Annotated in this window: 23 protein-coding genes; 17 read left to right on the top strand and 6 right to left on the bottom strand. The window is 61.6% G+C overall.

The genetic code is table 11. From position 1 onward, the window contains the following. Position 1 precedes the first annotated feature (1 nt). From parE to ACYP2Q_RS13550, 5 genes are all read left to right on the top strand, one after another. Positions 2–1,909 carry a DNA topoisomerase IV subunit B gene (gene parE / locus ACYP2Q_RS13530; protein WP_459730918.1) on the top strand — a complete coding sequence of 636 codons (1,908 nt, stop codon included), beginning with the start codon at positions 2–4 and terminating at the stop codon, positions 1,907–1,909. Continuing rightward, positions 1,909–2,898 carry an esterase-like activity of phytase family protein gene (locus ACYP2Q_RS13535; RefSeq protein ID WP_459730919.1) on the top strand — a complete coding sequence of 330 codons (990 nt, stop codon included), beginning with the start codon at positions 1,909–1,911 and terminating at the stop codon, positions 2,896–2,898. Before parE ends, ACYP2Q_RS13535 begins: the two co-directional genes overlap by 1 nt. Beyond that, positions 2,895–3,419 carry a retropepsin-like aspartic protease family protein gene (locus tag ACYP2Q_RS13540; RefSeq protein WP_459730920.1) on the top strand — a complete coding sequence of 175 codons (525 nt, stop codon included), beginning with the start codon at positions 2,895–2,897 and terminating at the stop codon, positions 3,417–3,419. Before ACYP2Q_RS13535 ends, ACYP2Q_RS13540 begins: the two co-directional genes overlap by 4 nt. A 7-nt stretch (positions 3,420–3,426) precedes the next feature. After that, positions 3,427–5,694 carry a DNA topoisomerase IV subunit A gene (gene parC / locus ACYP2Q_RS13545; RefSeq protein ID WP_459730921.1) on the top strand — a complete coding sequence of 756 codons (2,268 nt, stop codon included), beginning with the start codon at positions 3,427–3,429 and terminating at the stop codon, positions 5,692–5,694. Between the two features lie 176 nt (positions 5,695–5,870). Further along, the gene (locus ACYP2Q_RS13550; RefSeq protein ID WP_459730922.1) at positions 5,871–6,584 is read left to right on the top strand and encodes a PqiC family protein; all 714 of its coding nucleotides are present in this window, start codon (positions 5,871–5,873) and stop codon (positions 6,582–6,584) included. Positions 6,585–6,788: 204 nt separating this feature from the next. Here ACYP2Q_RS13550 and ACYP2Q_RS13555 read toward each other — a convergent pair whose 3' ends face one another. Beyond that, positions 6,789–8,309 (bottom strand): AhpA/YtjB family protein, encoded by a 1,521-nt coding sequence (locus ACYP2Q_RS13555; RefSeq protein WP_459730923.1) that lies wholly within the window; start codon positions 8,307–8,309, stop codon positions 6,789–6,791. Positions 8,310–8,444: 135 nt separating this feature from the next. Here ACYP2Q_RS13555 and serB point away from each other — a divergent pair, with 135 nt between their 5' ends. Then, positions 8,445–9,659 carry a phosphoserine phosphatase SerB gene (gene serB, locus ACYP2Q_RS13560; RefSeq protein WP_459730924.1) on the top strand — a complete coding sequence of 405 codons (1,215 nt, stop codon included), beginning with the start codon at positions 8,445–8,447 and terminating at the stop codon, positions 9,657–9,659. Between the two features lie 134 nt (positions 9,660–9,793). Here serB and asd read toward each other — a convergent pair whose 3' ends face one another. From asd to ACYP2Q_RS13575, 3 genes are read right to left on the bottom strand one after another with little or no spacing between them, the layout of a single operon-like run. Further along, positions 9,794–10,654 carry an archaetidylserine decarboxylase gene (gene asd, locus ACYP2Q_RS13565; RefSeq protein ID WP_459730925.1) on the bottom strand — a complete coding sequence of 287 codons (861 nt, stop codon included), beginning with the start codon at positions 10,652–10,654 and terminating at the stop codon, positions 9,794–9,796. 18 nt (positions 10,655–10,672) lie between these two features. After that, entirely contained in the window at positions 10,673–11,488 is an 816-nt protein-coding gene (locus tag ACYP2Q_RS13570) for a rhodanese-like domain-containing protein (RefSeq protein WP_459730926.1), read from the bottom strand. Between the two features lie 42 nt (positions 11,489–11,530). Then, the gene (locus ACYP2Q_RS13575) at positions 11,531–13,069 is read right to left on the bottom strand and encodes an HDOD domain-containing protein (protein ID WP_459730927.1); all 1,539 of its coding nucleotides are present in this window, start codon (positions 13,067–13,069) and stop codon (positions 11,531–11,533) included. Between the two features lie 166 nt (positions 13,070–13,235). Between ACYP2Q_RS13575 and motA the strand changes: the two genes are divergently transcribed. Both motA and motB read left to right on the top strand, forming a co-directional pair. After that, complete coding sequence (gene motA, locus ACYP2Q_RS13580) at positions 13,236–14,087, top strand: flagellar motor stator protein MotA (protein ID WP_459730928.1); 852 nt, start codon at positions 13,236–13,238, stop codon at positions 14,085–14,087. Between the two features lie 3 nt (positions 14,088–14,090). Further along, positions 14,091–15,113: a flagellar motor protein MotB gene (motB, locus tag ACYP2Q_RS13585; protein ID WP_459730929.1), complete on the top strand. Its 1,023-nt coding sequence runs from the start codon at positions 14,091–14,093 to the stop codon at positions 15,111–15,113. Positions 15,114–15,165: 52 nt separating this feature from the next. Here the strand turns inward: motB and rsgA are convergent, their stop codons facing one another. After that, on the bottom strand, positions 15,166–16,197 hold the full coding sequence (gene rsgA, locus ACYP2Q_RS13590; protein ID WP_459730930.1) for a small ribosomal subunit biogenesis GTPase RsgA: 1,032 nt from the start codon (positions 16,195–16,197) through the stop codon (positions 15,166–15,168). A gap of 107 nt (positions 16,198–16,304) precedes the next feature. Between rsgA and orn the strand changes: the two genes are divergently transcribed. Continuing rightward, positions 16,305–16,847: an oligoribonuclease gene (gene orn, locus ACYP2Q_RS13595; protein ID WP_459730931.1), complete on the top strand. Its 543-nt coding sequence runs from the start codon at positions 16,305–16,307 to the stop codon at positions 16,845–16,847. Positions 16,848–17,046: 199 nt separating this feature from the next. Beyond that, positions 17,047–17,658 (top strand): trimeric intracellular cation channel family protein, encoded by a 612-nt coding sequence (locus ACYP2Q_RS13600; RefSeq protein ID WP_075947737.1) that lies wholly within the window; start codon positions 17,047–17,049, stop codon positions 17,656–17,658. Here the strand turns inward: ACYP2Q_RS13600 and queG are convergent. Further along, on the bottom strand, positions 17,640–18,719 hold the full coding sequence (gene queG / locus ACYP2Q_RS13605; protein WP_459730932.1) for a tRNA epoxyqueuosine(34) reductase QueG: 1,080 nt from the start codon (positions 18,717–18,719) through the stop codon (positions 17,640–17,642). The genes ACYP2Q_RS13600 and queG overlap by 19 nt on opposite strands. A 63-nt stretch (positions 18,720–18,782) precedes the next feature. Between queG and ACYP2Q_RS13610 the strand changes: the two genes are divergently transcribed. From ACYP2Q_RS13610 to hflX, 7 genes are all read left to right on the top strand, one after another. After that, positions 18,783–20,282, top strand: coding sequence for an NAD(P)H-hydrate dehydratase (locus tag ACYP2Q_RS13610; protein ID WP_459730933.1), 1,500 nt, complete (start codon positions 18,783–18,785; stop codon positions 20,280–20,282). Then, positions 20,270–20,740 (top strand): tRNA (adenosine(37)-N6)-threonylcarbamoyltransferase complex ATPase subunit type 1 TsaE, encoded by a 471-nt coding sequence (gene tsaE, locus ACYP2Q_RS13615; RefSeq protein WP_459730934.1) that lies wholly within the window; start codon positions 20,270–20,272, stop codon positions 20,738–20,740. Before ACYP2Q_RS13610 ends, tsaE begins: the two co-directional genes overlap by 13 nt. Beyond that, on the top strand, positions 20,741–22,171 hold the full coding sequence (locus ACYP2Q_RS13620) for an N-acetylmuramoyl-L-alanine amidase (RefSeq protein ID WP_459730935.1): 1,431 nt from the start codon (positions 20,741–20,743) through the stop codon (positions 22,169–22,171). Further along, complete coding sequence (gene mutL, locus ACYP2Q_RS13625; protein ID WP_459730936.1) at positions 22,168–24,078, top strand: DNA mismatch repair endonuclease MutL; 1,911 nt, start codon at positions 22,168–22,170, stop codon at positions 24,076–24,078. Before ACYP2Q_RS13620 ends, mutL begins: the two co-directional genes overlap by 4 nt. Then, on the top strand, positions 24,078–25,049 hold the full coding sequence (gene miaA / locus ACYP2Q_RS13630) for a tRNA (adenosine(37)-N6)-dimethylallyltransferase MiaA (protein WP_459730937.1): 972 nt from the start codon (positions 24,078–24,080) through the stop codon (positions 25,047–25,049). The genes mutL and miaA overlap by 1 nt, the downstream gene beginning before the upstream one ends. A gap of 94 nt (positions 25,050–25,143) precedes the next feature. After that, positions 25,144–25,404 (top strand): RNA chaperone Hfq, encoded by a 261-nt coding sequence (hfq, locus tag ACYP2Q_RS13635; RefSeq protein WP_007902656.1) that lies wholly within the window; start codon positions 25,144–25,146, stop codon positions 25,402–25,404. A 12-nt stretch (positions 25,405–25,416) separates the two neighbouring features. Continuing rightward, positions 25,417–26,718, top strand: coding sequence for a ribosome rescue GTPase HflX (gene hflX, locus ACYP2Q_RS13640; RefSeq protein ID WP_046819838.1), 1,302 nt, complete (start codon positions 25,417–25,419; stop codon positions 26,716–26,718). The last annotated feature ends 81 nt before the right edge of the window (positions 26,719–26,799 follow it).

Below are 26,799 nucleotides of genomic sequence, written 5' to 3' on the forward strand. Positions count from 1 at the left end.
CATGGCCACTCCCAGCGCTAGCTCTTATAACGCCGACGCCATCGAAGTCCTCTCGGGCCTCGACCCGGTGCGCAAACGCCCCGGCATGTACACCGACACCAGTCGGCCGAACCACCTCGCCCAGGAAGTCATCGACAACAGCGTCGACGAAGCCTTGGCCGGGCATGCCAAATCGGTGCAGGTCATCCTCCACGCCGATCACTCGCTGGAAGTCAGCGATGACGGCCGCGGCATGCCGGTGGACATTCACCCCGAGGAAGGCGTTTGCGGGGTCGAACTGATCCTCACCAAGCTTCATGCGGGTGGCAAGTTTTCCAACAAGAACTACCAGTTCTCCGGCGGTCTGCACGGGGTGGGTATTTCGGTGGTCAACGCCTTGTCGACCGAAGTCCGGGTGCGTGTAAAACGTGACGGCAACGAATACCAGATGACCTTCGCCGACGGTTTCAAGAAAACCGAGCTGGAGATCGTCGGTACGGTTGGCAAGCGCAATACCGGCACCAGCGTGTTCTTCGCTCCGGACCCCAAATACTTCGATTCACCGAAATTCTCCATCAGCCGCCTCAAGCACGTGCTCAAGGCCAAGGCTGTCCTGTGCCCAGGGCTGCTGGTCAGTTTTGAAGACAAGGCCACCGGCGAGAAGGTCGAGTGGCATTACGAAGACGGCCTGCGTTCCTACCTGGTCGACGCCGTCAGCGAGTTCGAGCGCCTGCCGGACGAGCCGTTCTGCGGCAGCCTGGCCGGTAACAAGGAAGCTGTGGACTGGGCCCTGCTGTGGTTGCCGGAAGGTGGCGACGCGGTGCAGGAAAGCTACGTCAACCTGATCCCGACGGCCCAGGGCGGTACCCACGTCAACGGTCTGCGCCAAGGCTTGCTCGACGCCATGCGCGAGTTTTGCGAATTCCGCAGCCTGCTGCCGCGCGGCGTGAAGCTGGCGCCGGAAGACGTCTGGGAACGCATCGCTTTTGTGCTGTCGATGAAGATGCAGGAGCCGCAATTCTCCGGCCAGACCAAGGAACGCCTGTCGTCCCGTGAAGCGGCTGCGTTCGTCTCTGGCGTGGTCAAGGATGCGTTCAGCCTGTGGCTCAACGCGCACCCGGAAACCGGCCTGGCGCTGGCGGAACTGGCGATCAACAACGCCGGTCGTCGCCTCAAGGCCAGCAAGAAGGTCGAGCGCAAGCGCATCACTCAGGGGCCGGCGTTGCCGGGCAAGCTCGCTGACTGCGCCGGGCAGGACCCGATGCGTTCCGAGCTGTTCCTGGTGGAAGGTGATTCCGCCGGCGGTTCGGCCAAGCAGGCGCGGGACAAGGAGTTCCAGGCGATCCTGCCGTTGCGCGGCAAGATCCTCAATACCTGGGAAGTCGACGGCAGCGAAGTGCTGGCCAGCCAGGAAGTGCACAACATTGCCGTGGCCATCGGCGTCGATCCGGGCGCCGCGGACATGAGCCAGCTGCGCTACGGCAAGATCTGCATCCTCGCCGACGCCGACTCCGACGGTCTGCACATTGCAACCCTGCTTTGCGCGTTGTTCGTCCAGCATTTCCGCCCCTTGGTGGATGCCGGCCACGTCTACGTCGCCATGCCGCCGCTGTACCGCATCGACCTGGGCAAAGAGATTTACTACGCCCTCGACGAAGCCGAGCGCGATGGCATTCTCGATCGCCTGGTGGCCGAGAAGAAGCGCGGCAAGCCGCAGGTCACCCGATTCAAGGGCCTGGGTGAAATGAACCCGCCGCAACTGCGCGAAACCACCATGGACCCGAACACCCGGCGCCTGGTGCAACTGACCTTGGGCGATAATTTCGACGCGACCTCGGAAATGATGGACATGCTGCTGGCGAAAAAACGCGCCGGCGACCGCAAGACCTGGCTGGAGTCCAAGGGCAACCTGGCGGAGGTGCTGGGCTGATGCGGCTGGGCTTTGCCCTGGCGTGTGCGTTGCTGCTGACCTCGATCACGGTGTCTGCCAAGCCGACACCGCAGCTGCGTCTGTTGTCCGAGCACGCCGTGGACGGCATGCGCGGCGGCAACCTGTCCGGGCTGGCCCAGTGCGGTACGCAGTTGTGGACGGTCTCCGACCGCGACGACGACCAGATCTACCGCCTCCAGACGGGCGAGGGTGTCTGGCAAGCAGAGGCGGTGGGCATCGGCATCCCGCCCGTGCCGGACAGCGGCTTGCCCTGGGGCCTGCGTTCGCGGGCCTGGGTGTCGTCGTTCGTGCGCGGCGGTGACCTGGATTTCGAAGGGATCACCTGCGACAGCGCCGGCAATCGCTACGTGGTCAGCGAGTCCCATGCGGCGGTCCTGCAAATTCCGCCAACCGGGCCGACCTCCTGGCTGAAGATTTCGCCAATCATGGTTCGCGAGTCGCGGGCCAGCGGTATGTTGTTGCGCTTCAATGCGTTGTTCGAAGGCCTGGCGATTAACCCGCAAGGCGACCAGTTGTGGTTGGCTGCCGAGCGCGAAAGCCGCGGCTTGCTACTGGTCAAGCGCAAGCAGACCGTCTGGGACTGCGATGGCGGCTGTGTGCTGTTGAGCGAAGGCGGAAAGGAAATGCAACCAGCTCAATTTCCCAATGCCAGGGCGATGCCTCGGGATTTTGCCGATCTGTCATGGTTCGACGGCAAGCTGTTTACCCTCGAGCGCAATGCGTACGAGATTTGCCGCCGTGATGCGCTGACGGCCAAGGTTGAACGCTGCTGGTCGTTTGCCGATGAGGCGTTGCAGGAAAATCGCCGTTTTCCCCAGGACTTTGCGTTGACGGAAGCCTTGATCGTGGACGCCGAGGGTGCCTGGATCGGTATCGACAACAACACCGGTCCCCGCGCCGACGGCGAGGTCCGTCCGATCGTCTGGCGCTTTGCCGCGCCTGAAGGTGGCTGGAGCGCCAAGTCATGAGCCAGCAAACGCCGGGCAAACGTGCTGGTCGGGTATTGATGGTACTGGCCTGGTGTGCCGCGCTGTTTCTGGCGACGCGGTTTTTCGGCCAGTGGGAAGAGCGCCAGCAGAATCCGAACGTGGTCGTCAGCTCGGAACGCGGCGAGGGTTTCGTCGAAGTGAAACTGGTCAGCAATGGCCAGGGGCATTTCGTTGCCAGCGGCCATATCAATGGCCAGCCGGTGAATTTCATGCTCGATACCGGGGCGACCGATGTGGCGATCCCGGCGCAAATGGCCGAACGGCTGAAACTGGAACAAGGCTTCGGGGTGATCCTGAGCACCGCCAACGGTCGCACCGAGGGTTATCGAACCCGCGTCGACCGGCTGCAACTGGGCGATATTGTGTTGCGTGATGTGCGCGCCATCGTCGTGCCAGGCCTGGATGGCGAGCAAGTGCTGCTCGGTATGAGCGCACTGAACAAACTTGAATTTACCCAGCGCGGTGGCACCATGCTGCTGCGCCAGACAACGAACCGATGAGGCCCGCATGAGCGACTCCCTTGATCTCAGCCTGGACGGTGTAGAACGCCGGTCACTGGCTGACTTCACCGAAAATGCCTACCTCAACTACTCCATGTACGTGATCATGGACCGTGCCTTGCCGCATATCGGCGACGGCCTGAAACCGGTACAGCGCCGCATCATTTATGCGATGAGCGAGTTGGGGCTGGACGCCGATTCCAAGCACAAGAAGTCGGCGCGTACCGTCGGTGACGTGCTCGGTAAATTCCACCCGCACGGCGACTCGGCCTGCTATGAAGCCATGGTCCTGATGGCCCAGCCGTTCAGCTATCGCTATACGCTGGTGGACGGCCAGGGTAACTGGGGTGCGCCGGACGATCCCAAGTCCTTCGCCGCCATGCGTTACACCGAAGCACGGCTGTCTCGCTACTCCGAAGTGCTGCTCAGCGAGCTGGGCCAGGGCACGGCGGATTGGGGGCCGAACTTCGACGGCACCCTCGACGAACCGCTGGTGTTGCCGGCACGTTTGCCGAATATCCTGCTCAATGGCACCACCGGTATCGCGGTGGGCATGGCCACCGACGTACCGCCGCACAACCTGCGCGAAGTCGCCAGCGCCTGCGTGCGTTTGCTCGATGAGCCCAAGGCCACGGTCGAACAACTCTGCGAGCATATCCAGGGCCCGGATTACCCGACCGAAGCGGAAATCATCACGCCGCGCGCCGACCTGCTGAAAATCTACGAGACCGGACGCGGTTCGGTGCGCATGCGCGCCGTTTATCACATTGAAGACGGCGACATCATTGTCACCGCGCTGCCGCACCAGGTTTCCGGTGCCAAGGTGCTGGAACAGATCGCGGCGATGATGCAGGCCAAACCGTCGAAAGCCCCGCAAATTGCCGACTTGCGGGACGAGTCGGACCACGAGAACCCGTGCCGGATCGTGATTATTCCCGGCGCGCGGAAAAACTTTGACCACGATGCGTTGATGCAGCACCTGTTCGCCAGCACCGAGCTGGAGTCGAGCTACCGGGTCAACATCAACATCATCGGGCTGGACGGCAAGCCGCAGCTGAAAAACCTGCGGGCCCTGCTGGTCGAGTGGCTGGAGTTCCGGGTCCGGACCGTCCGTCGTCGCCTGCAATTCCGCCTGGACAAGGTCGAGCGTCGCCTGCACCTGTTGGACGGTTTGTTGATCGCTTACCTCAACCTGGATGAAGTGATCCACATCATCCGCACCGAGGAGCAGCCCAAAGCCGCGCTGATCGAGCGTTTCGCCCTGAGCGAAATCCAGGCCGACTACATCCTCGACACGCGTTTGCGCCAATTGGCGCGACTGGAAGAAATGAAGCTGCGTTCCGAGCAGGACGAACTGCTCAAGGAACAAGCCAAGCTGCAAGCCCTGCTGAGCAGCGAAGCCAAGCTGAAAAAACTGGTACGCACCGAGCTGATCAAGGACGCCGAGACCTATGGCGACGACCGTCGCTCGCCAATCGTCGAGCGTGCCGAAGCCAAGGCGCTGACCGAGCACGACCTGCTGCCAAACGAGAAAGTCACCGTCGTGCTGTCTGAAAAAGGCTGGGTGCGCTCCGCCAAGGGCCACGACATCGACGCCACCGGGCTTTCCTACAAGGCCGGGGATGGTTTCAAGGCCCTGGCGGCGGGGCGTTCCAACCAGTTTGCGGTGTTCATCGATTCCACCGGGCGCAGTTATTCGGTGGCGGCGCACACCTTGCCTTCGGCCCGTGGCCAGGGCGAGCCGCTGACCGGTCGTCTGACACCACCGCCAGGGGCAAGTTTCGAATGCGTGCTGATGCCCGAAGACGATGCGCTGTATGTCATCGCTTCGGACGCCGGTTACGGTTTCGTGGTCAAGGGTGAAGACCTGCAGGCCAAGAACAAGGCGGGCAAGGCCCTGCTGAGCCTGCCGAACAACGCCAAGGTGATCCTGCCGCGTCCGGTGGCTGACCGTGAGCAGAACTGGCTGGCTTCGGTGACCACCGAAGGTCGCCTGCTGATCTTCAAGATCAGCGATCTGCCACAATTAGGTAAGGGCAAAGGCAACAAGATCATCGGGATTTCCGGTGAGCGTGTGGCCAGTCGCGAAGAATATGTCACGGACATCGCCGTTGTGCCGGATGGCGCCACTTTGGTGCTACAGGCCGGAAAACGTACCTTGTCACTGAAAGCGGACGACCTCGAACACTACAAGGGTGAGCGTGGCCGTCGTGGTAACAAACTGCCACGTGGCTTTCAGCGGGTGGATGCGCTGCTCGTCGAAAACCTCAATTAAGCGTCCTAGAGCGCTCGATCTACGATTTAACGCGTAGATCGACGCTTTGGCGCTGGAGTCGGAACGCATATTCACGGATGATATGGCCTTTCAAGCGCCGGCGTGGCCGAGCGTTCTTCATATTTATTGAGTATTTTCACTGTGATTAGCCTTGTGGCAATCACCTGGATGGGACGATGACTGCTCTGCGCCTTCCTTTTATTTTGATGCTCGCCGGTGTACTTGGCCTGGCGGGTTGCAGCGTTCACCAGCCGGTGTCGCTGTATCAACTGGACAGCGGAAGTCCGGTTCAGCCTGCGCAAAGCGCGGGCATGGCGGTTCTGTTGGGCCCGGTAACCGTGGCGGATTACCTGCAGCGCGAAACCCTGTTGCAGCGTCAGCCCGATGGCAGCCTGCAAGCCTCGGTCGACGGCCGTTGGGCTGGCAGCCTGTCCTCCGACATCGACCAGCTGTTGCTGCGTCAAGTGGCCGGTCACCTGGACAGCCAGCGTGTCGTGCTGGCACCTGCGACAACCGGGTTCACACCGGATGTCCAAGTGCTGTTGACCATCACGCGCCTGGATTCGGGGAAGTCGCAACCGGCGATCCTCGATGCCCAGTGGCGTTTGATCGACCGTCGTGGCCAGGTGCGCGATAACCGCATCATTCACCTGCAGGAACAGCACGCCGGCAACACGGCCGCACAGGTCCAGGCGCAGGGTGTGTTGCTGCAGAAGCTCGCTGAACAGCTCTCGGTAGCGCTCAAGCCGCTGGCCAACCAGCCACCGATTGCCGAAGCGCCACGCAAACCGGCAGCCAAGCCAGCGGCACCTGCGGCGGAACAGGAAAAACAGCCGAAGATCCCGATGGCTGCGCCGATTCGTACGGATATGGAAGTGTTTCGCTTCTAAAGCCTGATGGATGTGAAACAAGGCCCGCGTTGATGCGGGCCTTGTTGTTTCTGCAGGTTGGAGATTTCCAGCGCTTTTGATGGCCTCATCGCTGGCAAGCCAGCTCAGGGTTCGTATGGTGGCTTGCCAGCGTTAGCGGAAGGACAGGCAACAAAAAAGCCCGCAGACAATCACTTGTCTGCGGGCTTTTTTATAACAGGGTTTTTACGCCCGGCGTTCGTGCATCCGCGCCAGCTGGCGTTCCAGCATCGACGGATAAGGCTCCATCAGCCGCTCTACGCAGCAGGCGCCTTCAGGGCTGGCTATCGGGCGGATCCGTGCGCGCTGGCGGATCAGCGCATCGTCACTGATCTTGCGCTCCACCAGCAGCAGGTTGCGGCTGTGTTGCGACAGGGCCAGGGCATCCTGCGCGGCGTCGGTCAGCAACAGGTCGATCTGGCTCAGGCCGAACAGCTCCTCGCCCAGGGTCAGGCCCAGTTGCAATTGCAAGGTGATGCCGCTGTCGGCGACTTCGATCTGCAATTGATGCCCCAGCGCTCGCAGCAGCTCGCCGCAGCAGATGGCGTTGGTCAGGTAATCGTCGCCGCTGTCTTCGGAGTGGAACAGCATCAGGGTGCTGCCATCGTTCAGTGTGTGCAGCTCACTCTCGTAGAGCGAGGCGGCCTGGTCGAGGCAGTCGCGGTAGCGTTTGAGCAGTTCTTCCAGGCGGGTACGCGGCAGGCGTCGCAGCTGTTCCTGTGAGCCCAGCTGTACGGCCAGCACGGCGCTGTGCTGCGGCACGTTGGAAACCACGGGTTTGGCCAACGGTTTCGCCACGCTCTGCGGGGCCTCATCGAGCAAATCGGCGAACGCATCATCGTCATCGTCTTCAACGGTGCTGACGACACGCCGTGGCGCGGCTTTCATCGCGGCCATCGGGCGACTTTCATCAAAACTCGGATCGCGCAGGTTACGCACTTCGAAACCCGGCTCGCCTTCGTCGTCATCGTTGTCGTCGAATTCGGGTTCCGGCTCGGGTTGCGGTTCGACCGGTTCCGGTGCGAAGTCGGCGTGCAGCTGGCGCGCCAGGTCGCCGATCTCGTCATTACGCTCGGTGGCCGGGGTGTATTCGTCGATGTTGCGCAGCCATACCCGCAGTTGCAGCAGCGGCGTGGAAAGGTAGCGGCCCATGCGCAGGCTCAAGGCCAGGGACAGGGCCAGCAGGATCGCACTCAAGATGCCCATGCTTTGCAGGCTGATGGTCATCGGCTGCTGGAACTGATCCATGTCCAGGCTGATGCGCAGCTGACCGGCGGTCACATCCTGGAACGTGATCTTGCTCTGGTACATGCCCTCGGCCTCGCCCAACAAACCATGCTTGGGACGCTGGCCGGCTTCGGCGAGGATACGGTTATCCACGCTGTAGATGGCGGCGTGGGCCACCAGCTTGTTCTTGGTCAGGTTATTGAGCAGGACGTTGAGGCTGAGGATGTCGTTGGACACCAGCAGCTCAGTGGCCGAGGTGGCCGTCTGCATCGTCAGGCTTTCACCCAGCGCATCCGCCTGCTCGTGCATGGCCTGCTTGAACTGCAAACCCATCACACAGGCGTAGATCACCAGGGCCAGAGCGACCAGGATCACGTTATGGCTGGCAATGCGCAATGCAATCGGTACACGGCGGTGGCGCAGTGCACGGAAGATCAGCAGGAAGAAGTTATCGGTTTTTACTGGCGTGGGCCGGTTCACTTGAGCTCGGCTCTTTTGTCCGTGAAGTTGACGCGCAGTATAGCGACAGGCCCTAGGCCGTCAAAGCGCTCACGGTGCCCGATGGTCACTGAATGTGGGTAGAATGCGGTTTTTTTCCACCTGCGGGGGTGCGCCTTGCGCGAAATCGTCCTGATAAACATCACGGGAGTCGACCGTCCGGGTCTGACTGCGGCCATTACCGGCGTTCTGGCCCAGGGTGGTGTGAACATTCTCGACATCGGTCAGGCGGTGATCCACGACACCCTGTCGTTCGGCATCCTGGTTGAAATTCCTGACACCGAACAAGGCAAGTCGGTGCTCAAGGACATCCTGTTCAAGGGCTACGAGCTTGATCAACAGGTGCGTTTCACGCCGGTGTCCGAAGAGGATTACCAGCAGTGGGTCGGCAACCAGGGCAAAAAACGCCACATCGTGACCCTGCTGACTCGCAAGGTTACTGCCGGGCAATTGCAGGCCGTGAGTTCGATCACCGCTAAATATGGCCTGAACATCGACCATATCGATCGTCTGTCCGGGCGCATGCCGCTGGACACCCCGGCTGATAAAGGCAAGGGTTGCATCGAGTTTTCCGTGCGTGGCGAAGCGGCTGATCCGCAGGCGCTGCGGGCCGAATTCCTCAGCGTTGCCCAGGAACTGAACGTGGACATCGCCTTCCAGGAAGATTCGCTGTTCCGTCGTAACCGCCGTCTGGCGGTGTTCGACATGGACTCGACCCTGATCGAAGCCGAAGTCATCGACGAACTGGCCAAGGCAGCCGGCGTGGGCGACAAGGTGTCGGAAATTACCGAGCGGGCGATGGCCGGTGAACTGGATTTCCGCGCCAGCTTCAAGGAGCGCCTGGCGTTGCTCAAAGGGCTGGATGTCGGCGTGCTGGACTCGATCGGCGCCTCGCTGCGCCTCACCGAAGGCGCTGAAACCCTGTTCGCCGAACTCAAGCGCCTGGGTTACAAGACCGCCATCCTGTCGGGCGGCTTCACCTACTTCGCCAAGCAATTGCAGGCCAAGCTGGGTATCGACTACGTGTTTGCCAACGAATTGGAAGTGGTCGACGGCAAGGTGACCGGTGTGGCGGTCGAGCCGATTGTCGATGCCCAGCGCAAAGCTGATCTGCTGAAGGAACTGGCACACAAGGAAGGCTTGCGTCTGGAGCAGACCATTGCGATCGGCGACGGTGCCAATGACTTGCCGATGCTGGCGATTGCCGGGTTGGGCGTGGCGTTCCGCGCCAAACCGCTGGTCAAGCAGTCGGCGAAACAGGCGATCTCCACCCTTGGGCTGGATGGCGTGCTGTATTTGCTGGGCTTCCGCGACCGCGACGGCCAGCTCTAACAGCACCACAAAACTACTGTAGGAGCGAGCTTGCTCGCGAAGGACATTAACGATGACGCGGGCATTCTGAATGTCCGCGGCGCCTTCGATTTTTTCGCGAGCAAGCTCGCTCCTACAGTTAGTTGCAGTCTCTATCAGGCCTTCGGCAGACCCATACCCTGACCCATCTGCACCGGCGAACCAGCCAGCAACTCTGCATCCCACTGTACTTGATCCGGACCGAACAGCACGACAGCGGTCGACCCCAGTTTGAAACGACCCAGCTCCGCACCTTTTTCCAGGTGGATCGGCGCACGCGCGGCTTCGTCGTAGCGCAAGGTTTTCAGCTCGCGTTTCGGCGGCGTCACCAGTCCGGCCCACACGGTTTCGATCGAGGCCACGATCATCGCGCCCACCAGCACCACGGCCATCGGCCCGCGCTCGGTGTCGAAAATGCATGCTACGCGCTCGTTGCGGGCAAACAGCTCCGGCACGTTTTCAGCGGTGGTCTGGTTGACCGAGAACAGGCGACCCGGGATGTAGACCATCTCGCGCAGGGTGCCGGCCAGCGGCATATGCACGCGGTGGTAGTCCTTCGGCGACAGGTAGATGGTCGCGAAGTCGCCGCCCATGAACGGCGCCGCATTCGCCGCATCGCCACCCAGCAGTTCCAGCACGCTGAAGCTGTGGCCCTTGGCCTGGAACACGCGACCGTGCTCGATCGGGCCGAGCTGGCTGACTGCGCCGTCGGCGGGGCTGAGGATAGCGCCCGGGGTTTCGTCCAACGGGCGGGCACCGTCTTTCAGCGCGCGAGTGAAGAACGCGTTGAAGTGCTCGTAGGCGGTCAGGTCTTCGACCAGTGCCTCGGACATGTTCACCTGGTAACGCTTGGCGAACCACGCGGTGAACGCATTCTTGAACCAGCGCACGCGGCATTCGGCGATGCAGCCGGCCAGTCGCGAGAGCAGGTTGTGGGGCAGCAGGTATTGGCTGACGATAAACAGACGCTTGTTCATTAACTGTCCTTAAAAACCTTAAATCTCTACGGGCGTGTCGGGATGGTTGCCCCATTCGCCCCAGGAGCCGGCGTAGCCTTTGACCCGCGGATAACCGAGGGATTTGGCCACCAGATAGGTGAAGCCAGATCGATGGTGAGTCTGGCAGTGGGTAATCACTTCTTTGTCAGGCGTAATGCCCAGCTGTTCGAGGATCTGCGGCATGTCGCTGCGAATGCGCAGCTGACGTGACTTGTCCATGCCGGCGGTCCATTCGAAATTGACCGCACCAGGGATGTGCCCGACCTTGGCTGCCAGGACTTTTTCACCGGAGTACTCCAGCGGCCCGCGTGCATCCCAGATCGCCAGGTCGGCAGCGCCGAGACGGCTTTGCAGGTACTCGCGGGTAGCAGTGGGTTCGTCGTGCAAGGTCAACGCAACCGGGCCACCAGCGGCCGACGGGATCTGGATCGACATGGGCATGCCCTCTGCCAGCCAGGCCGTCAGCCCGCCGTCGAGATAGTGGTATTGGCTGTGGCCAATCACATCCAGCAGCCAGATAAAGCGCCCGGCCCAACCGCCGCCTTCGTCGTCATAGACCACATAGACGGCATCGGGGTTGTGCCCCAGCTCACCGAACAATGCTTCGAGGGCCGCTTGCGGCGGCATCAGCCCTGGCGCGGGCGCCTGGCCGAGTTGTGTGCGTTTCGGATCGACGAACCGCGCACCGGGAATATGCCCTTCGGTGTAGCGGGCGTGGCTGGTCAGGTCCACCAGGATCAGTTGGCAGGCTTCGAGGCGAGGGAGCAAGTCGCTCGGCTCGATCACCAGCGGCAAGCCAGAGAAGTCAGACATGTGAGGTCTCCAGGGCACAAAAGGGAGGATTGTAGCGCAGCCTTATTGGCCGCGCTGACTAAAGCTGTGCAGTGCTTTTTCGATGCATTGCGCGGTTTTGCCGAAGGCTTGCACGGTGATGTCCGAGAACGGCCCGCCACCCTGGTCCGCCACGACGATCATGATCACCCGCCCATTGTTGAGCAGCGAACGCAGCAACAGGTGTTCGCCGCTGAACTGGCTACGCAGATTGTTGGGCAGCAAGGCGGAAAATTGCGCGTTGTTGAGCGGTGTCAGGCGTACCTGGGCCTGTTGCGAGAGCAGGCGTTGCAATACCGGGCTTTGACTGACGACAAAATTCAGCCCGGCCACTTCGTCAGGCAGGCCGGCCGTCTGGTGTACCCGCAGATTGGCGTGGGTGCGGTCGGCCATCAGGATCATCACCCGACGCATGCCACAGGCCACCAGTGCGTCGCGGGCAGAGGTGGTCAGGTGGAAGGCGTTGGTAAAGCGACTTGGCTCGTGCAACAGCTCGGCACATTGTTTTCGCCACTTCGCCAGGTCCTCGGCGGTGGGGGCCGGGGCTGGCTGCAAACCGGCATGCACAGGATTCGTGCCCCACGGCCAGATCAATGAAACAGCGGGATGCCAGAGATCGGGCATGGCGTGATAACGCGCGCTGTTGGCGGCTTGCTGGTGCAATTGCTGTTGCACCTCGTCCATCGGTATTTGCAGGTAAAGGCTGGTCAAGTACTGCCAGCGCTCACTGTGCGGACTGTCCCAGGCCTGCTGCGCAGAGAGGGCCAGGCCGTTGGCCAATAGCACCGTGTTGGCCGGTTGATTGAGCCAGCGGCGCAGGGTCGGGTCGTCATCCAGGCGGTTCTGCTGGCGTAGCGGATGTTCGCTGTCGCGGGCAATGCGCAGGACTTTTACCAGTTCCCGTTGTTCGGTGAGCAGCAGTCGATACCCCTGTTGCACCCAGATCGGCAGGTGCCAGAGGTCCACCAGGGCCTGGCCGATTTCAAGCAGGCGTGCGCCAAACAGTTGCTGTTCGACGGTGCGCGCCGATTCGCCTTTATGAATGACCCGCAGCTCCCAGGCTTCGAGCAGGTGCGGATGCGTCAGGGCCAGCGGCCACAGCGGTGACAGGAACAGCAGGCTGCCCCAGTGGATGTCCTGCCACAGGCGCGCCAGGCGGCTGGCAAAAAAACCGTTGGCCTGTTGGCTGGCGTGTTGGCTGATCATCTGCAACTGGCGCAGGGCTTTCGGAATCTCGGCCTGGGGCATGGCGGGCAGTCGCGCGAGCAGCTCCTCGGTACGCTTCAAGCCGAGGCGGTTGATGGCGACCTCAAGGTTTTCCGCAGGCTCGCTCATGCCGCCATGGTTGTACCGGTTGGCCTCGCGAATCACGCTCAAGGCCAAGGCCGGACTGCCCTGCATCAAGTCGGCGATATTGCGCAGCGAGCTGCGACTGTCGCGCAGGGCTCGGCACACGCGGTCATGACTGGCCTGCGGAACCGGCAGGCGCACGCCGTCGAGAAGCTTGACCCAGCCTTCGAGCGTGTCCGGTGTTGGCGTCGGGGAGTTCGTTTGTCTAGCCATGTCTGGAGGCGATCATCGTCAACAATACCTGGGCCCGGAGGGGGTCAAATTGGCTTTTCGCCTGAACTGGCTATAGTCTGGCGCAGTTTTGCCGATAAGTAGAAGAAGAGATTTTTTAACTTCCGAATATGACCTTGAACCCGACTCAGTAAGTGCTCTCCTACCTATGGCTAAAATTATCGGCATCATCGTCGTATTCGCGAGCGTGCTCGGCGGATACGTGCTCTCCCATGGCAAGATTGCCGCCCTGATCCAGCCTTTCGAGGTCATGATCATCGGTGGTGCGGCCCTCGGCGCATTCCTGCAGGCCAACCCCGGTTACATGACCAGGCACGTGCTCAAGAAATCCCTGAGCATGTTCGGTACGCGTTTCAGCCATGCCTTCTATCTTGAGGTGCTGGGCCTGATCTACGAGATTCTCAACAAGAGCCGCCGCGAAGGCATGATGGCCATCGAAGCGGACATCGAAGACGCCGCGGCCAGCCCGATCTTCGCCAAATACCCGACTGTTCTCAAGGACGAGCGCATGACCGCGTTCATCTGTGACTACCTGCGCATCATGTCCTCCGGCAACATGGCGCCCCATGAACTGGAGGGCCTGTTCGACATGGAGCTCTACAGCCTCAAGGAAGACCTGGAGCACCCGTCCCACGCAGTGAACGGTATCGCCGACGCCATGCCCGGTTTCGGTATCGTCGCGGCGGTCCTGGGTATCGTGGTGACCATGGCTTCGCTGGGTGAGGGCGACCAGAAGTCCATCGGCCTGCACGTCGGTGCGGCACTGGTCGGTACTTTCTTCGGTATTCTCGCCGCCTACGGCTTCTTCGGCCCGCTGGCGCATTCCCTGGCCCACGATGCCAAGGAAGAACTGAACGTCTACGAAGCCATCAAGGCCTCACTGGTGGCTTCCGCTTCGGGCATGCCGCCATCGCTGGCCGTGGAGTTCGGGCGCAAGGTCCTGTACCCGGCGCACCGTCCGAGTTTCTCCGAGCTGGAACAAGCGGTTCGCGGTCGTTAAGTTATGGAAAATAACCAGCCGATAATCATCAAGCGCGTCAAGCGCATCGCCGGTGGGCATCACGGGGGCGCCTGGAAAATCGCCTTCGCCGACTTCGCCACGGCGATGATGGCGTTCTTCCTGGTGTTGTGGCTGCTATCCACGGCAACGCCGGAACAGAAAATCGCCATCGCCGGTTACTTCAAGGACCCGATCGGCTTTTCCGAAAGTGGCACGCCCTACGTCATCGATCTGGGTGGCACGCCGACCATGGCGCCGGATAACACCCTCAACCCCGAGATGAAGACCCAGCCGCAGCCGGACAAAGTGACGGTCGACGTCGATCAGGTCGAAGGCATGGCCGAGACGGTGGAAAAGGAGCGCCTGGAACTGCTGCTGCAAGAACTGCAGAACAAGGTCGAAGAGAACCCGCAACTGCAGAAGTTCAAGGACCAGATCCTGTTCGAGATTACCCCGGATGGTTTGCGTATCCAGATCGTGGATGCCGAGAACCGGCCGATGTTCGACTCAGGCTCGGCCCGCCTGAAACCGTATTTCGAAGACATCCTGCTGGCCATGGCCGACACCATCAAGGCGGTGCCGAACAAGATCAGCATCAGCGGCCACACCGATGCCAAGCCGTACAGCGGCAGCGGTGAATTCGGTAACTGGGAGCTTTCGGCCAACCGTGCCAACGCCGCGCGCCGTGCCCTGGTGGCGGGCAGCTACCCGGAGGCACAGGTGGCGCGTGTGGTCGGTTACGCCTCGTCGGCCCTGTTCGATCGCGAACATCCGTTCAACCCGGTGAACCGCCGTATCGACATTATCGTGCTGACCAAGAAGGCCCAGCGTGCCATTGAAGGTTCGCAAGGGGTGGAGCCGGCTCCCGATAGCTCACAGGAAACTCCGGAATCAACGCCGGCCACTCCAGCCGACCCGAACGCGTTGCCGGCAGACAAGGAGCCGTTGCCGGCTCACGAACTGCGCGAACGGCTGAACCTGTTCGATGACCCTGCGCCGAAGCCGGGAGAGCCCCCGAAGCCGTAACGCAAAAAAAAGCCGCGATCATCGCGGCTTTTTCATGTCTGCGGGAAGCGGCTCAGTAGCCGTTTTCCGGCAAGCTGGCGATGATCGAGCGGTAGCTGTTCATTCGTTGCTGCTGCACTCGGCCATCTTCCAGGGCCTTGAGCAGGGCGCAACCGGGTTCGCGGTCGTGCTTGCAGTCGCGGAAGCGGCAGGTACCGAGCAGGTCGCTGAACTCGATGAAGCCAGCCTCGACATCGGCACGGCTGACGTGACCCAGGCCGAATTCGCGGATACCCGGGGAGTCGATCAGCTCACCGCCACCGGGGAAGTGGAACAGGCGCGCAGTGGTCGTGGTGTGGGTGCCCTGGCCGGACAGCTCGGACAACGGGCCGACGCGTGTTTCCACCTCTGGCAGCAGGCTGTTGACCAGCGACGACTTGCCGACGCCGGACTGGCCGACGAACACGCTGATGCGCCCGTCCAACTGCTTCTGAAGCTGTTCCATGCCGTTGCCGTGGTGGGCCGACACTTCCAGCACCGGGTAACCCAGGGTGCGGTAGACCGCGAGCAATGCGTTCAACGCCGGGGCGTTGTGTTCGTCGATCAGGTCGAACTTGTTCAGCAACAGCAGCGGCTTGATGCCCGCGTGTTCGGCGGCGACGAGGTAGCGGTCGATCAGGTTGGCATGGGGCTCAGGCAGCGGCGCGAATACGATGACAATCATGTCGACGTTCGCCGCCACCGGTTTAAGCTGGCCACGGCTGTCCGGACGGCAGAGTTCGGTATTGCGCGGCAATTGCGCCACGATCACGCCGATACCCTGGTTGCCGGCACGCCAGACCACCTGGTCGCCGGTCACCAGTGCGGGCAGGTTCGCCCGCAGGTGGCAACGGAACACCTGGCCGGCCAGCTCGCCATCACGGGCTTCGACTTCGACCTGCACGCCGAAGTGGGCGATCACCAGGCCGTGCTGTTCCGGGCCCAGGTCGCCACCCTCAAGTGCCTCGACGGCCGAGGACTCGCGTTTGGCGGCGCGGGCAGCGCGTTCGCCCTGAATCTTTTCGATGCGCCAGTTTTGACGACGATTGAGTTGGCGTTTGGCCATGGGTGTTCCGTATCAAGAATGCAGCGATTAGGTAAAACGGCCGCGAGTTTAGCACGCCCGGCCACCGGCCTAGGCTAAACTGCGCAGCATTGCCTAGGAGCCGACACATGCAAAACCCGCAGAACCTGATCTGGATCGACCTGGAAATGACCGGTCTGAACCCGGATACCGATGTCATCATCGAAATGGCGACCATTGTCACCGATAGCGACCTGAACACACTGGCCGAAGGTCCGGTGATCGCCATTCACCACAGCGACGAAATCCTTGCCGGCATGGACGAGTGGAACACCCGTCAACACGGCGGTTCGGGTCTGACCCAGCGCGTGCGGGAGAGCCGTATCAGCATGGCCGAAGCCGAAGCCCAGACCATCGCCTTCCTGGAAAAGTGGGTGCCGAAGGGCAAATCGCCGATCTGCGGCAACAGCATCTGCCAGGATCGTCGCTTCCTTTATACCCACATGAAATCCCTGGAAAGCTATTTCCACTACCGCAACCTTGACGTTTCGACCCTCAAGGAACTGGCTGCGCGCTGGGCGCCGGACGTGCGTGACAGCTTCAAGAAGGGCAGCACTCATTTGGCGCTGGACGACATCCGCGAGTCGATCGCCGAGCTGCAGCACTATCGCCAGCATTTCATCAAGGCCTGATTGTGTAGCGTCTGTTATGGCCCTTTCGCTGGCAAGCCAGCTCCTACAGGTTTGCGCGGTTCTGTAGGAACTGGCTTGCCAGCGAAGGGGGCTTTGAAGACGCTATCGCCAGCGAGCCGGCCCCTACAGATAGCGGTGCCCTCTTTTGGTGCCTCGGCGAAGTGCGTAGACTGCGCGCCTTTTTGCAAGGATCGCCACCATGTTGCTGATGCTCTACCTGATCGCCATCACCGCCGAGGCCATGACCGGCGCCCTGTCTGCGGGGCGTCGCGGCATGGATTGGTTCGGCGTGGTGCTGATTGCATGTGTCACGGCGCTGGGCGGTGGTTCGGTGCGCGACGTGTTGCTCGGCCACTATCCACTGACCTGGGTGAAACACCCGGAATACCTGGTGCTGACCACCATCGCAGCAATGTTCACAGTATTCACCGCGCGCTGGATGCGTCATCTGCGTTCATTGTTTCTGGTGCTCGACGCCGTCGGCCTGGTGGCGTTCACGCTGATCGGCTGCATGACCGCCCTTGAAATGGGGCATGGCATGTTGGTCGCGTCGGTCAGTGGTGTGATCACTGGAGTATTCGGCGGCATCCTGCGGGATATCTTTTGCAATGACATTCCGCTGATCTTCCGGCGCGAGCTGTACGCCAGCGTCTCGTTCGCGGCGGCGTGGTGCTACATGCTTTGCCTATACCTGAACTTGCCGGGGGAACAGGCGATCTTGATCACCCTGTTCGGCGGTTTCCTGCTGCGCTTGCTGGCGATCCGCTTTCACTGGGAAATGCCCAAATTCGTCTACAACGACGAGGCCTGACGCTCGGCGTGCTGCTGCAACGCCCACTCGACATGCTCACGGACCAATTCGGACGGATACTCCCGTCGCGCCTTCAACGCTTCCAGCACCGGAATGGTCGAAGGCGCGTTGCCGAGGCCGACGGCCAGATTGCGCAGCCAGTTTTCGTACCCGGTCCGGCGCAGCGGCGAGCCTTCGGTGCTGCTTAAAAACTTGCCCTCGTCCCACATGAACAGCTCGGCCAGTTCGGCGTTGTCCAGGTTGTGCCGAGGCTTGAAGTCGCTTTCGCCGGACGGCCGGGCGAAGCGGTTCCACGGGCAGACGATCTGGCAGTCATCGCAACCGAACACCCGATTGCCGATCAGCGGCCGCAGTTCTTGCGGAATTGCACCTTTAAGTTCGATGGTCAGGTAGGAAATACAGCGCCGGGCGTCCAGCACATAGGGCCCGACGAAGGCATTGGTCGGACAGATATCGAGGCAGGCGCTGCAGCGGCCGCAGTGTTCGGTGGCATGGGGCGGGTCCACTGGCAGCGGCAAGTCGACGAACAGTTCGGCGAGGAAGAAATAGCTGCCGGCCTTACGATTCAGGACCAGGGTGTTTTTGCCGATCCAGCCCAGGCCCGCTTGCTCTGCGATGGCTTTTTCCAGCACCGGGGCACTGTCGACAAAGGCCCGGAAACCAAATGGGCCGATTTCTGCCTGAATCTTGTCCGCCAGTTGTTGCACACGTTTACGGATCAATTTGTGGTAATCGCGGCCCAAGGCATAACGCGAGACGTAGGCTTTTTCCGGCTGGGCGAGCAGTTGCGCCATTCTGGTATCGCCCGAAAGGTAATCCATGCGCAGCGACACCACGCGCAGAGTGCCCGGCACCAGTTCTTCGGGGTGCGAGCGTTTGCTGCCGTGGGCGCCCATGTATTCCATTTCGCCGTGGTAGCCGGCGGCGAGCCAGCGTTCCAGGTGCTGCTCATGCTCGGCCAGGTCCAGGCCGCTGATGCCGACTTGCTGAAAGCCCAGCTCGCGGCCCCAGTCCTTGATGGATTGGGCGAGAGCGGGCAAATCTGTAGTAATAGCGGGCATGAGGCGAGAGAAACCGGAGCTGAGGTGCGTATAATTCTGCCAGACATCGGAGCCCATAGACGCATGCCGCACGCTAAAGATGATTTACCCGACGCGCTGTACAGCGCCGCGCAGGTCCGAGGGCTCGATGCGAGCCTGATCGCGGCCGGCACCCCGGGCTTCGAACTGATGCAGCGCGCCGCACGGGCTACCTGGCGGGCACTGGTCCGGCAATGGCCGACGGCCAGTGAGCTGACGGTGGTCGTAGGTGGCGGCAATAACGCGGGCGACGGTTATTTGGTCGCCGTGCTGGCCAGGCGCGCCGGGTGGACGGTGCGGGTGTTGGCGGCGGACGATCCGCAGCAGCTGCGCGGTGATGCGGCTTCGGCCCATGCCGAAGCAGTGTCCGAAAACGTTGTGATCGAAGCGTGGAGCGCGCAATCGGACTTTCGTGGCATCGTGCTGGACGCCTTGCTCGGAACCGGCCTGAGCGGTGACGTGCGTGAACCGTATGCCAGTGTCATCGCTGCGATCAACGCCAGCGGCCTTTGCGTGGCGGCGGTGGACATCCCCTCGGGGCTTTGCGCCGATACCGGTCGCATCCTCGGTTGCGCGGTGCGCGCCGATCTGACGGTAAGCTTTATCGGGCTGAAACTGGGCCTGTTCACCGGTGACGCGGCGGATGTCGTGGGTGAGCTGGTTTTCAACGACCTGCACGCCGATCCGCAGCTGCTTGAGGGCGCGCCGACCACTGCTCGCCGACTCGCCGCTGGCAATCTGCCACTCCTGGTTCCTCGAGCCCCTGCTTCCCATAAAGGCCGATTCGGCCATGTCCTGTTGATCGGTGGTGATCGTGGCCTGGGCGGGGCGATCCTGTTGAGCGCGCAAAGTGCCCTGCGCAGCGGCGCGGGCATGGTGTCGGTGGCGACCCGTCCCGAGCATGTGCCCGCTGCGCTGGCGCGGATCCCCGAAGCGATGGTGTTGGGCGCCGCGTCGGCCAATCAGTTGATGGATTTGCTGCAAAAGGTGTCCGTGTTGGTGGTAGGTCCTGGGCTGGGTCAGGGCGCCTGGGGACGAAGCCTGTTGTCGGCCGCCGCCAACGCGCCATTGCCGCAAGTCTGGGACGCCGATGCGCTGAACCTGCTTGCGGAAGGCCGTGTGTGCTTGCCCAAGGGGAGTGTGATCACGCCGCACCCGGGGGAAGCCGCGCGGTTGCTGGGTCTGAGCACTGCCCAGGTTCAGGCGGATCGCCCGGCGGCGGTCCATGCGCTGAGTAGAAAATACACCGCTGTCGTCGTGCTCAAGGGCGCCGGTAGTCTGATCGCCTGTCCTGACGGGCGGCTTGCCCTGTGTCATCAGGGCCATCCGGCGATGGCCACGGCGGGGCTGGGCGATGTTCTGGCCGGTCTGGTCGGGGCATTGCTGGCGCAGGGCTTGGCGGCGTTCGACGCGGCTTGCCTGGCGGTCTGGCTTCACGCCAATGCCGGTGAGCACCAGGGTAAATTCGGCCGTGGGCTGGCGGCCAGTGATCTGATACCAGCCATTCGTCAGTTGTTGGAGGAGCAAGCACCGTGTCTGAAGTAACCCTGTACCTGGCCGACGAGCAGGCCATGAGCGACTTTGGCGCACGCATCGCCCGTATCACCGAGGGGCATGGCCTGATCTTCCTTGAAGGTAATCTCGGCATGGGCAAAACCACCTTGTCCCGGGGTATCATCCGCGCCTTGGGGCATGTCGGCGCGGTCAAGAGCCCGACCTTCACCCTGGTCGAGCCCTACGAGATCGGCGACATTCGCGCTTTCCATTTCGATCTGTATCGCCTGGTCGATCCGGAGGAGCTGGAGTATCTGGGCATCCGCGACTATTTCGAAGACGATGCCCTGTGCCTGATCGAGTGGCCTGATAAAGGTGCAGGCTTTTTGCCAAAGCCCGACCTGACCATTACCATTAGCCCGCAAGACAGCGGGCGTTCGCTGAAAATTTTATCCCAGGGCTCGCGTGGCGAGGCCTGGTGTGCCGCTTTGGCATTGGAATCCAAATAGATGATGGGGTTAGGTATGCGCTTTCGCGCGTTGGTGGCTGCCGTAGGGGTGTTGTTTCTGGCGGTGACCGTCGACGCTGTGGCCGAGACGAAGGTCAACAGCGTTCGCCTGTGGCGGGCGCCGGATAACACGCGACTGGTGTTTGACCTGACCGGCCCCGTGCAGCACAGCGTCTTTACGCTGACGTCCCCGGATCGCCTGGTCATCGACATCAATGGCGCGAGCCTCGGTGCGCCGTTGAACGTCAACAGCGCCAACACCCCGATCACCGCCATGCGCTCGGCCCAGCGTACGCCGACCGACCTGCGGGTGGTCATCGACCTGAAAAAGGCCGTTACGCCGAAAAGCTTCTCCCTGGCGCCCAACGCCCAGTACGGCAATCGACTGGTAGTCGATCTGTTCGACAACCCGGCCGACGCCGCGCCGCCGCCAGCGCCGACCCCTTCGGTCGCCACAGTGCCGGCCGTGCCGGTCACGCCCTCGGAGCCGGCAATCAAGTTGCCGCCAGCACCGGCTGGCAAACGCGACATCATTGTGGTGATCGACGCCGGTCACGGTGGTGAAGACCCGGGCGCCTCCGGCTCCCGCGGTCAGCGCGAGAAAGACGTGGTATTGGCCATCGCCCGCGAACTGCAGCGCCAGGTCAGTGGCATGAAAGGTTTCCGCGCCGAACTGACCCGCACCGGCGACTACTTCATTCCACTGCGTGGCCGTACGGAAATTGCCCGCAAGAAAGGCGCCGACCTGTTCGTCTCGATTCACGCCGACGCCGCGCCTTCTGCCGCGGCCTTCGGTGCCTCGGTGTTCGCCCTGTCCGATCGCGGTGCCACTTCGGAAACCGCGCGCTGGCTGGCCGACAGTGAAAACCGTTCCGACCTGATCGGTGGCGCCGGCAATGTCAGCCTCGACGACAAGGACCGCATGCTGGCCGGTGTATTGCTCGACCTGTCGATGACCGCGTCCCTGACCTCGAGCCTGAACGTCGGCCAGAAAGTCCTGAGCAACATCGGCCGGGTCACGCCGCTGCACAAGCAACGGGTCGAGCAGGCCGGGTTCATGGTGCTGAAATCGCCGGACATCCCATCGATCCTGGTCGAAACCGGGTTCATCTCCAACGCCAACGAAGCCTCGAAACTGGCTGCAGCGAGCCACCAGCAGGCGCTGGCGCGATCCATCAGCAGCGGCGTGCGCCAGTTCTTCCAGCAGAACCCGCCTCCAGGCACTTACATTGCCTGGCTGCGTGATTCCGGCAAAATCGCCCAAGGCCCCCGTGACCATCGGGTCAACCCGGGCGAGACGCTGGCGATGATCGCTGTGCGCTATCAGGTGTCGCCGGCGACCCTGCGCAGCGCCAACAACCTGTCGAGTGATGAGCTCAAGATCGGTCAGCACCTGACCATCCCGGGAACTGAACTGGCGGCCAAAGAATGAATCAGGTGGTGAACAACGGCGCTCGCATCGAGCTGCTCAGCCCGCGCCTGGCGAACCAGATCGCTGCGGGTGAGGTGGTCGAGCGCCCGGCCTCGGTGATCAAGGAACTGCTTGAAAACAGCCTCGACTCCGGTGCCAGGCGCATCGATGTCGACGTGGAGCAAGGCGGCGTCAAGTTGCTGCGGGTGCGCGACGATGGCAGCGGCATTTCCGCCGATGACCTGCCGCTGGCCCTGGCGCGACATGCCACCAGCAAGATCCGTAACCTGGAAGACCTTGAACAGGTCATGAGCCTGGGTTTTCGTGGTGAGGCCCTGGCATCGATCAGTTCGGTGGCGCGCCTGACCCTGACGTCGCGCACCCGTGATGCCGAGCAGGCCTGGCAAGTCGAAACTGAAGGTCGAGACATGGCGCCCCGCGTACAACCCGCGGCCCATCCGGTCGGCACCTCGGTTGAAGTGCGCGACCTGTTCTTCAATACGCCGGCGCGGCGCAAGTTTCTCAAGACCGAAAAAACCGAATTCGATCATCTGCAGGAAGTCATCCGGCGTCTGGCGCTGGCGCGGTTCGACGTGGCCTTTCATCTGCGTCATAACGGCAAGACCATCCTCAGCCTGCACGAAGCCCACGATGACGCGGCTCGCGCCCGGCGCGTAGCGGCAATCTGCGGGCCAGGGTTCCTGGAGCAGGCGCTGCCGATCGAAATCGAACGTAATGGCCTGCATCTATGGGGTTGGGTCGGCTTGCCGACCTTCAACCGCAGCCAGGCCGACTTGCAATATTTCTTCGTCAATGGCCGTGCCGTGCGCGACAAACTGGTGGCGCACGCCGTGCGCCAGGCTTATCGCGACGTGCTGTTCAATGGCCGGCATCCGACCTTCGTGCTGTTTTTCGAGGTCGATCCGACGGGCGTCGACGTCAACGTGCACCCCACCAAGCACGAAGTACGCTTCCGTGAAGGGCGCATGGTTCACGATTTCCTCTATGGCACTTTGCACCGTGCCTTGGGCGATGTGCGACCCGACGATCAGCTGGCGGCGCCGGTTGCCACGGCCATCGTCCGGCCTACTGGCCTCGAAGCCGGTGAATTCGGCCCCCAGGGCGAAATGCGCCTGGCCGCCAATGCGCTGCTGGAGCAGCCTCAGGCCCAGCCGTCGTTCAATGCGCCGGCCGGTTCGGGTTCTGGCGCCGGATACCAGTATCAATACACTCCGCGTCCGCAGTCAGCGGTTCCGGCTGCAGAAGCGCAGGCCGCCTATCGCGAGTTCTTCGCGCCGTTGCCCGAGGCCAACGCGGTAGCGCTGCCAGCCGGTCAGGACGACATTCCGCCGCTGGGCTATGCATTGGCGCAACTCAAGGGCATCTACATTCTGTCGGAGAACGCCCAGGGTTTGGTGCTGGTAGACATGCATGCCGCTCACGAGCGGATCATGTACGAACGACTGAAAGTCGCCATGGCCAGCGAAGGCTTGAGCGGGCAACCGCTGCTGGTGCCGGAATCCCTGGCGGTCAGTCAGCGTGAAGCCGACTGCGCCGAAGAGCACATCGCCTGGTTCCAGCGCCTGGGCTTCGAGCTGCAGCGCCTCGGTCCGGAAACCCTGGCCATTCGGCAGATACCGGCCTTGCTCAAGCAGGCTGAGGCCAATCGACTGGTGGGTGACGTGTTGGCCGACCTGATGGAATATGGCACCAGCGACCGGATCCAGGCGCACCTGAACGAACTGCTCGGGACCATGGCCTGCCACGGCGCGGTCCGGGCCAATCGGCGCCTGGCCTTGCCGGAAATGAACGGTCTGCTGCGTGACATGGAAAACACCGAGCGCAGCGGTCAATGCAACCATGGCCGACCGACCTGGACCCAATTGGGCCTGGACGATCTGGACAAACTGTTCTTGCGCGGTCGTTGATGAGCCAGTTCCCTCCTGCGATTTTCCTGATGGGCCCGACCGCCGCCGGCAAGACCGACCTGGCCATCGAACTCACCAAGGTCCTGCCTTGCGAGCTGATCAGCGTCGATTCGGCGCTGGTCTACCGCGGCATGGACATCGGTACCGCCAAGCCCTCAAAAGAGCTTTTGGCAGAATTTCCGCACCGCCTGATCGATATTCTCGACCCGGCCGAGGCTTATTCGGCGGCGGATTTCCGTCGCGATGCCCTGCAAGCCATGGCCGAGATCACCGCGCGGGGTAAGATTCCGCTGTTGGTCGGCGGCACGATGCTCTATTACAAGGCTTTGGTCGAAGGGCTCGCGGACATGCCGGCCGCCGACCCGCAGATCCGCGCGCAGATCGAGGAAGAGGCCGCTCGCCTTGGCTGGCAGGCGTTGCACGATCAGTTGGCGATCATTGACCCGGTTTCCGCGGCGCGTATTCATCCGAACGATCCTCAGCGTCTGAGTCGAGCACTGGAAGTTTTTCGTGTTAGCGGTCAGAGCATGACCGAGCTGCGCTTGCAACAATCTGCGCAAAGTACTGAAGCAGCCGCTTCGGGACGGGCACAATTGCCCTATACTGTCGCGAACTTGGCCATTGCCCCGGCGAATCGCCAGGTATTGCACGAGCGAATTAAACAAAGATTCACTTTAATGTTGGAACAGGGATTCATCGACGAGGTCGTAGCCCTGCGTAATAGAAGTGACCTGCATACCGGGTTGCCGTCTATACGTGCGGTAGGCTACCGCCAAGTCTGGGATTACCTGGATGGCAAGCTGACGTCAGCCGAGATGCAGGAGCGTGGAATCATTGCCACGCGCCAATTGGCGAAGCGCCAGTTCACCTGGCTTCGCAGTTGGGCTGATTTGCACTGGCTGGACAGCCTCGATTGCGACAATCTGCCGCGCGCCTTGAAATACCTGGGGACCATCTCCATATTGAGCTGAGTCCTTGCAATTGCCGTCTATCCTTGGGGGTGGGGCGGCCAAAGCCATCTGTTTACCTATTTTTTTATTTTGAATCCTTAAAGGAGTGCGGCACATGTCAAAAGGGCATTCGCTACAAGACCCTTACTTGAATACTTTACGTAAAGAGAAAGTTGGGGTGTCCATCTACCTGGTCAACGGTATCAAACTGCAAGGTACGATCGAGTCTTTCGACCAGTTCGTTATCCTGCTGAAAAACACCGTCAGCCAAATGGTCTACAAGCACGCTATCTCTACAGTAGTGCCGGTTCGTCCAATTCGTCTGCCTAGCGCAACCGAATCGGAAGCGGGTGATGCTGAGCCAGGTAACGCCTGATAGGAGTCTCCTTTGTTCTTTGAGCGCCACGGTGGTGGTGAGCGAGTCATACTCGTTCACTTGGATGGACAGGACCCTGAGGCGCGCGAAGACCCGCAGGAGTTTCAGGAATTGGCTAATTCGGCTGGCGCCGAGACCGTTGCGTTTTTTAACGTGCCGCGTCATCGGCCAACCGCCAAATTCCTGATTGGCAGCGGTAAGGTCGAGGAACTGCGCGACCTGGTCAAAGCCGAAGAAGCCGATCTGGTGATTTTCAATCACGTCCTCACGCCCAGTCAGGAACGTAACCTCGAACGTGTTTTCGAGTGTCGCGTGATCGACCGTACCGGCCTGATTCTCGATATTTTCGCCCAGCGCGCCCGTACCCATGAAGGCAAGCTCCAGGTAGAACTGGCCCAGCTTGACCACATGAGCACCCGGCTGGTTCGCGGGTGGACTCACCTTGAGCGCCAGGGTGGCGGTATCGGCATGCGTGGCCCTGGTGAAACCCAGCTGGAAACCGACCGCCGCTTGCTGCGGGTGCGCCTGCGCCAGATCAAGGGTCGGCTGGAGAAAGTGCGCAGCCAGCGCGAACAGTCGCGGCGTGGCCGATCCCGTGCGGATATCCCTACCGTGTCGCTGGTGGGATATACCAACGCCGGTAAATCCACGCTGTTCAATAATGTGACGAAATCCGACGTCTACGCGGCTGACCAACTGTTTGCCACGCTGGACCCGACCTTGCGTCGTCTGGATCTGGACGATCTGGGGCCGATTGTCCTGGCGGACACGGTGGGTTTCATTCGCCACTTGCCCCACAAGCTGGTCGAGGCATTTCGGTCTACCCTCGAAGAGTCGAGCAACTCCGACCTGTTGTTGCACGTGATCGATGCGGCGGAACCGGATCGCATGTTGCAGATCGAGCAGGTGATGGTGGTGCTGGGCGAGATTGGTGCCCAGGACTTGCCGATCCTCGAGGTCTATAACAAACTCGATTTGCTTGAAGGCGTTGAGCCACAAATCCAGCGCGATGAAAACGGCAAACCCCAGCGGGTCTGGCTGTCGGCGCGCGATGGCACTGGTCTGGAATTGCTTGAGCAAGCCATTGCCGAATTGCTTGGCAGTGATTTGTTTATCGGTACCCTGCGCTTGCCGCAACGATTCGCCCGACTGCGTGCGCAGTTTTTCGAACTCGGTGCGGTGCAAAAAGAAGAGCACGACGAAGAAGGCATCAGTTTGCTGGCCGTTCGTTTGCCCCGGGTCGAGTTGAATCGACTGGTAAGCCGCGAAGGATTGCAGCCGATGGAATTCATCGAGCAACACACTTTGCAATAAAAGCCTGAGAAAGCGGTTGTGCCGTGGTGACAGGCATTCTGTAGCATTGGTCGGCGCGCCGTGGGTGCGTCTTTGCTTTAT

The organism is Pseudomonas sp. MHK4 (assembly GCF_054600775.1).

Excerpts from the sequence above, each read along its gene's own strand:
- queG (WP_459730932.1), bottom strand. The coding sequence starts at position 18,719 with ATGCCCGCTATTACTACAGATTTGCCCGCTCTCGCCCAATCCATCAAG.
- ACYP2Q_RS13570 (WP_459730926.1), bottom strand. The coding sequence starts at position 11,488 with ATGTCTGACTTCTCTGGCTTGCCGCTGGTGATCGAGCCGAGCGACTTG.
- ACYP2Q_RS13540 (WP_459730920.1), top strand. The coding sequence starts at position 2,895 with ATGAGCCAGCAAACGCCGGGCAAACGTGCTGGTCGGGTATTGATGGTA.
- mutL (WP_459730936.1), top strand. The coding sequence starts at position 22,168 with ATGAATCAGGTGGTGAACAACGGCGCTCGCATCGAGCTGCTCAGCCCG.
- ACYP2Q_RS13535 (WP_459730919.1), top strand. The coding sequence starts at position 1,909 with ATGCGGCTGGGCTTTGCCCTGGCGTGTGCGTTGCTGCTGACCTCGATC.
- ACYP2Q_RS13575 (WP_459730927.1), bottom strand. The coding sequence starts at position 13,069 with ATGGCTAGACAAACGAACTCCCCGACGCCAACACCGGACACGCTCGAA.
- parE (WP_459730918.1), top strand. The coding sequence starts at position 2 with ATGGCCACTCCCAGCGCTAGCTCTTATAACGCCGACGCCATCGAAGTC.
- orn (WP_459730931.1), top strand. The coding sequence starts at position 16,305 with ATGCAAAACCCGCAGAACCTGATCTGGATCGACCTGGAAATGACCGGT.
- miaA (WP_459730937.1), top strand. The coding sequence starts at position 24,078 with ATGAGCCAGTTCCCTCCTGCGATTTTCCTGATGGGCCCGACCGCCGCC.
- ACYP2Q_RS13600 (WP_075947737.1), top strand. The coding sequence starts at position 17,047 with ATGTTGCTGATGCTCTACCTGATCGCCATCACCGCCGAGGCCATGACC.
- rsgA (WP_459730930.1), bottom strand. The coding sequence starts at position 16,197 with ATGGCCAAACGCCAACTCAATCGTCGTCAAAACTGGCGCATCGAAAAG.
- parC (WP_459730921.1), top strand. The coding sequence starts at position 3,427 with ATGAGCGACTCCCTTGATCTCAGCCTGGACGGTGTAGAACGCCGGTCA.
- ACYP2Q_RS13550 (WP_459730922.1), top strand. The coding sequence starts at position 5,871 with ATGACTGCTCTGCGCCTTCCTTTTATTTTGATGCTCGCCGGTGTACTT.
- motA (WP_459730928.1), top strand. The coding sequence starts at position 13,236 with ATGGCTAAAATTATCGGCATCATCGTCGTATTCGCGAGCGTGCTCGGC.
- hfq (WP_007902656.1), top strand. The coding sequence starts at position 25,144 with ATGTCAAAAGGGCATTCGCTACAAGACCCTTACTTGAATACTTTACGT.
- ACYP2Q_RS13620 (WP_459730935.1), top strand. The coding sequence starts at position 20,741 with ATGATGGGGTTAGGTATGCGCTTTCGCGCGTTGGTGGCTGCCGTAGGG.
- asd (WP_459730925.1), bottom strand. The coding sequence starts at position 10,654 with ATGAACAAGCGTCTGTTTATCGTCAGCCAATACCTGCTGCCCCACAAC.
- ACYP2Q_RS13610 (WP_459730933.1), top strand. The coding sequence starts at position 18,783 with ATGCCGCACGCTAAAGATGATTTACCCGACGCGCTGTACAGCGCCGCG.
- motB (WP_459730929.1), top strand. The coding sequence starts at position 14,091 with ATGGAAAATAACCAGCCGATAATCATCAAGCGCGTCAAGCGCATCGCC.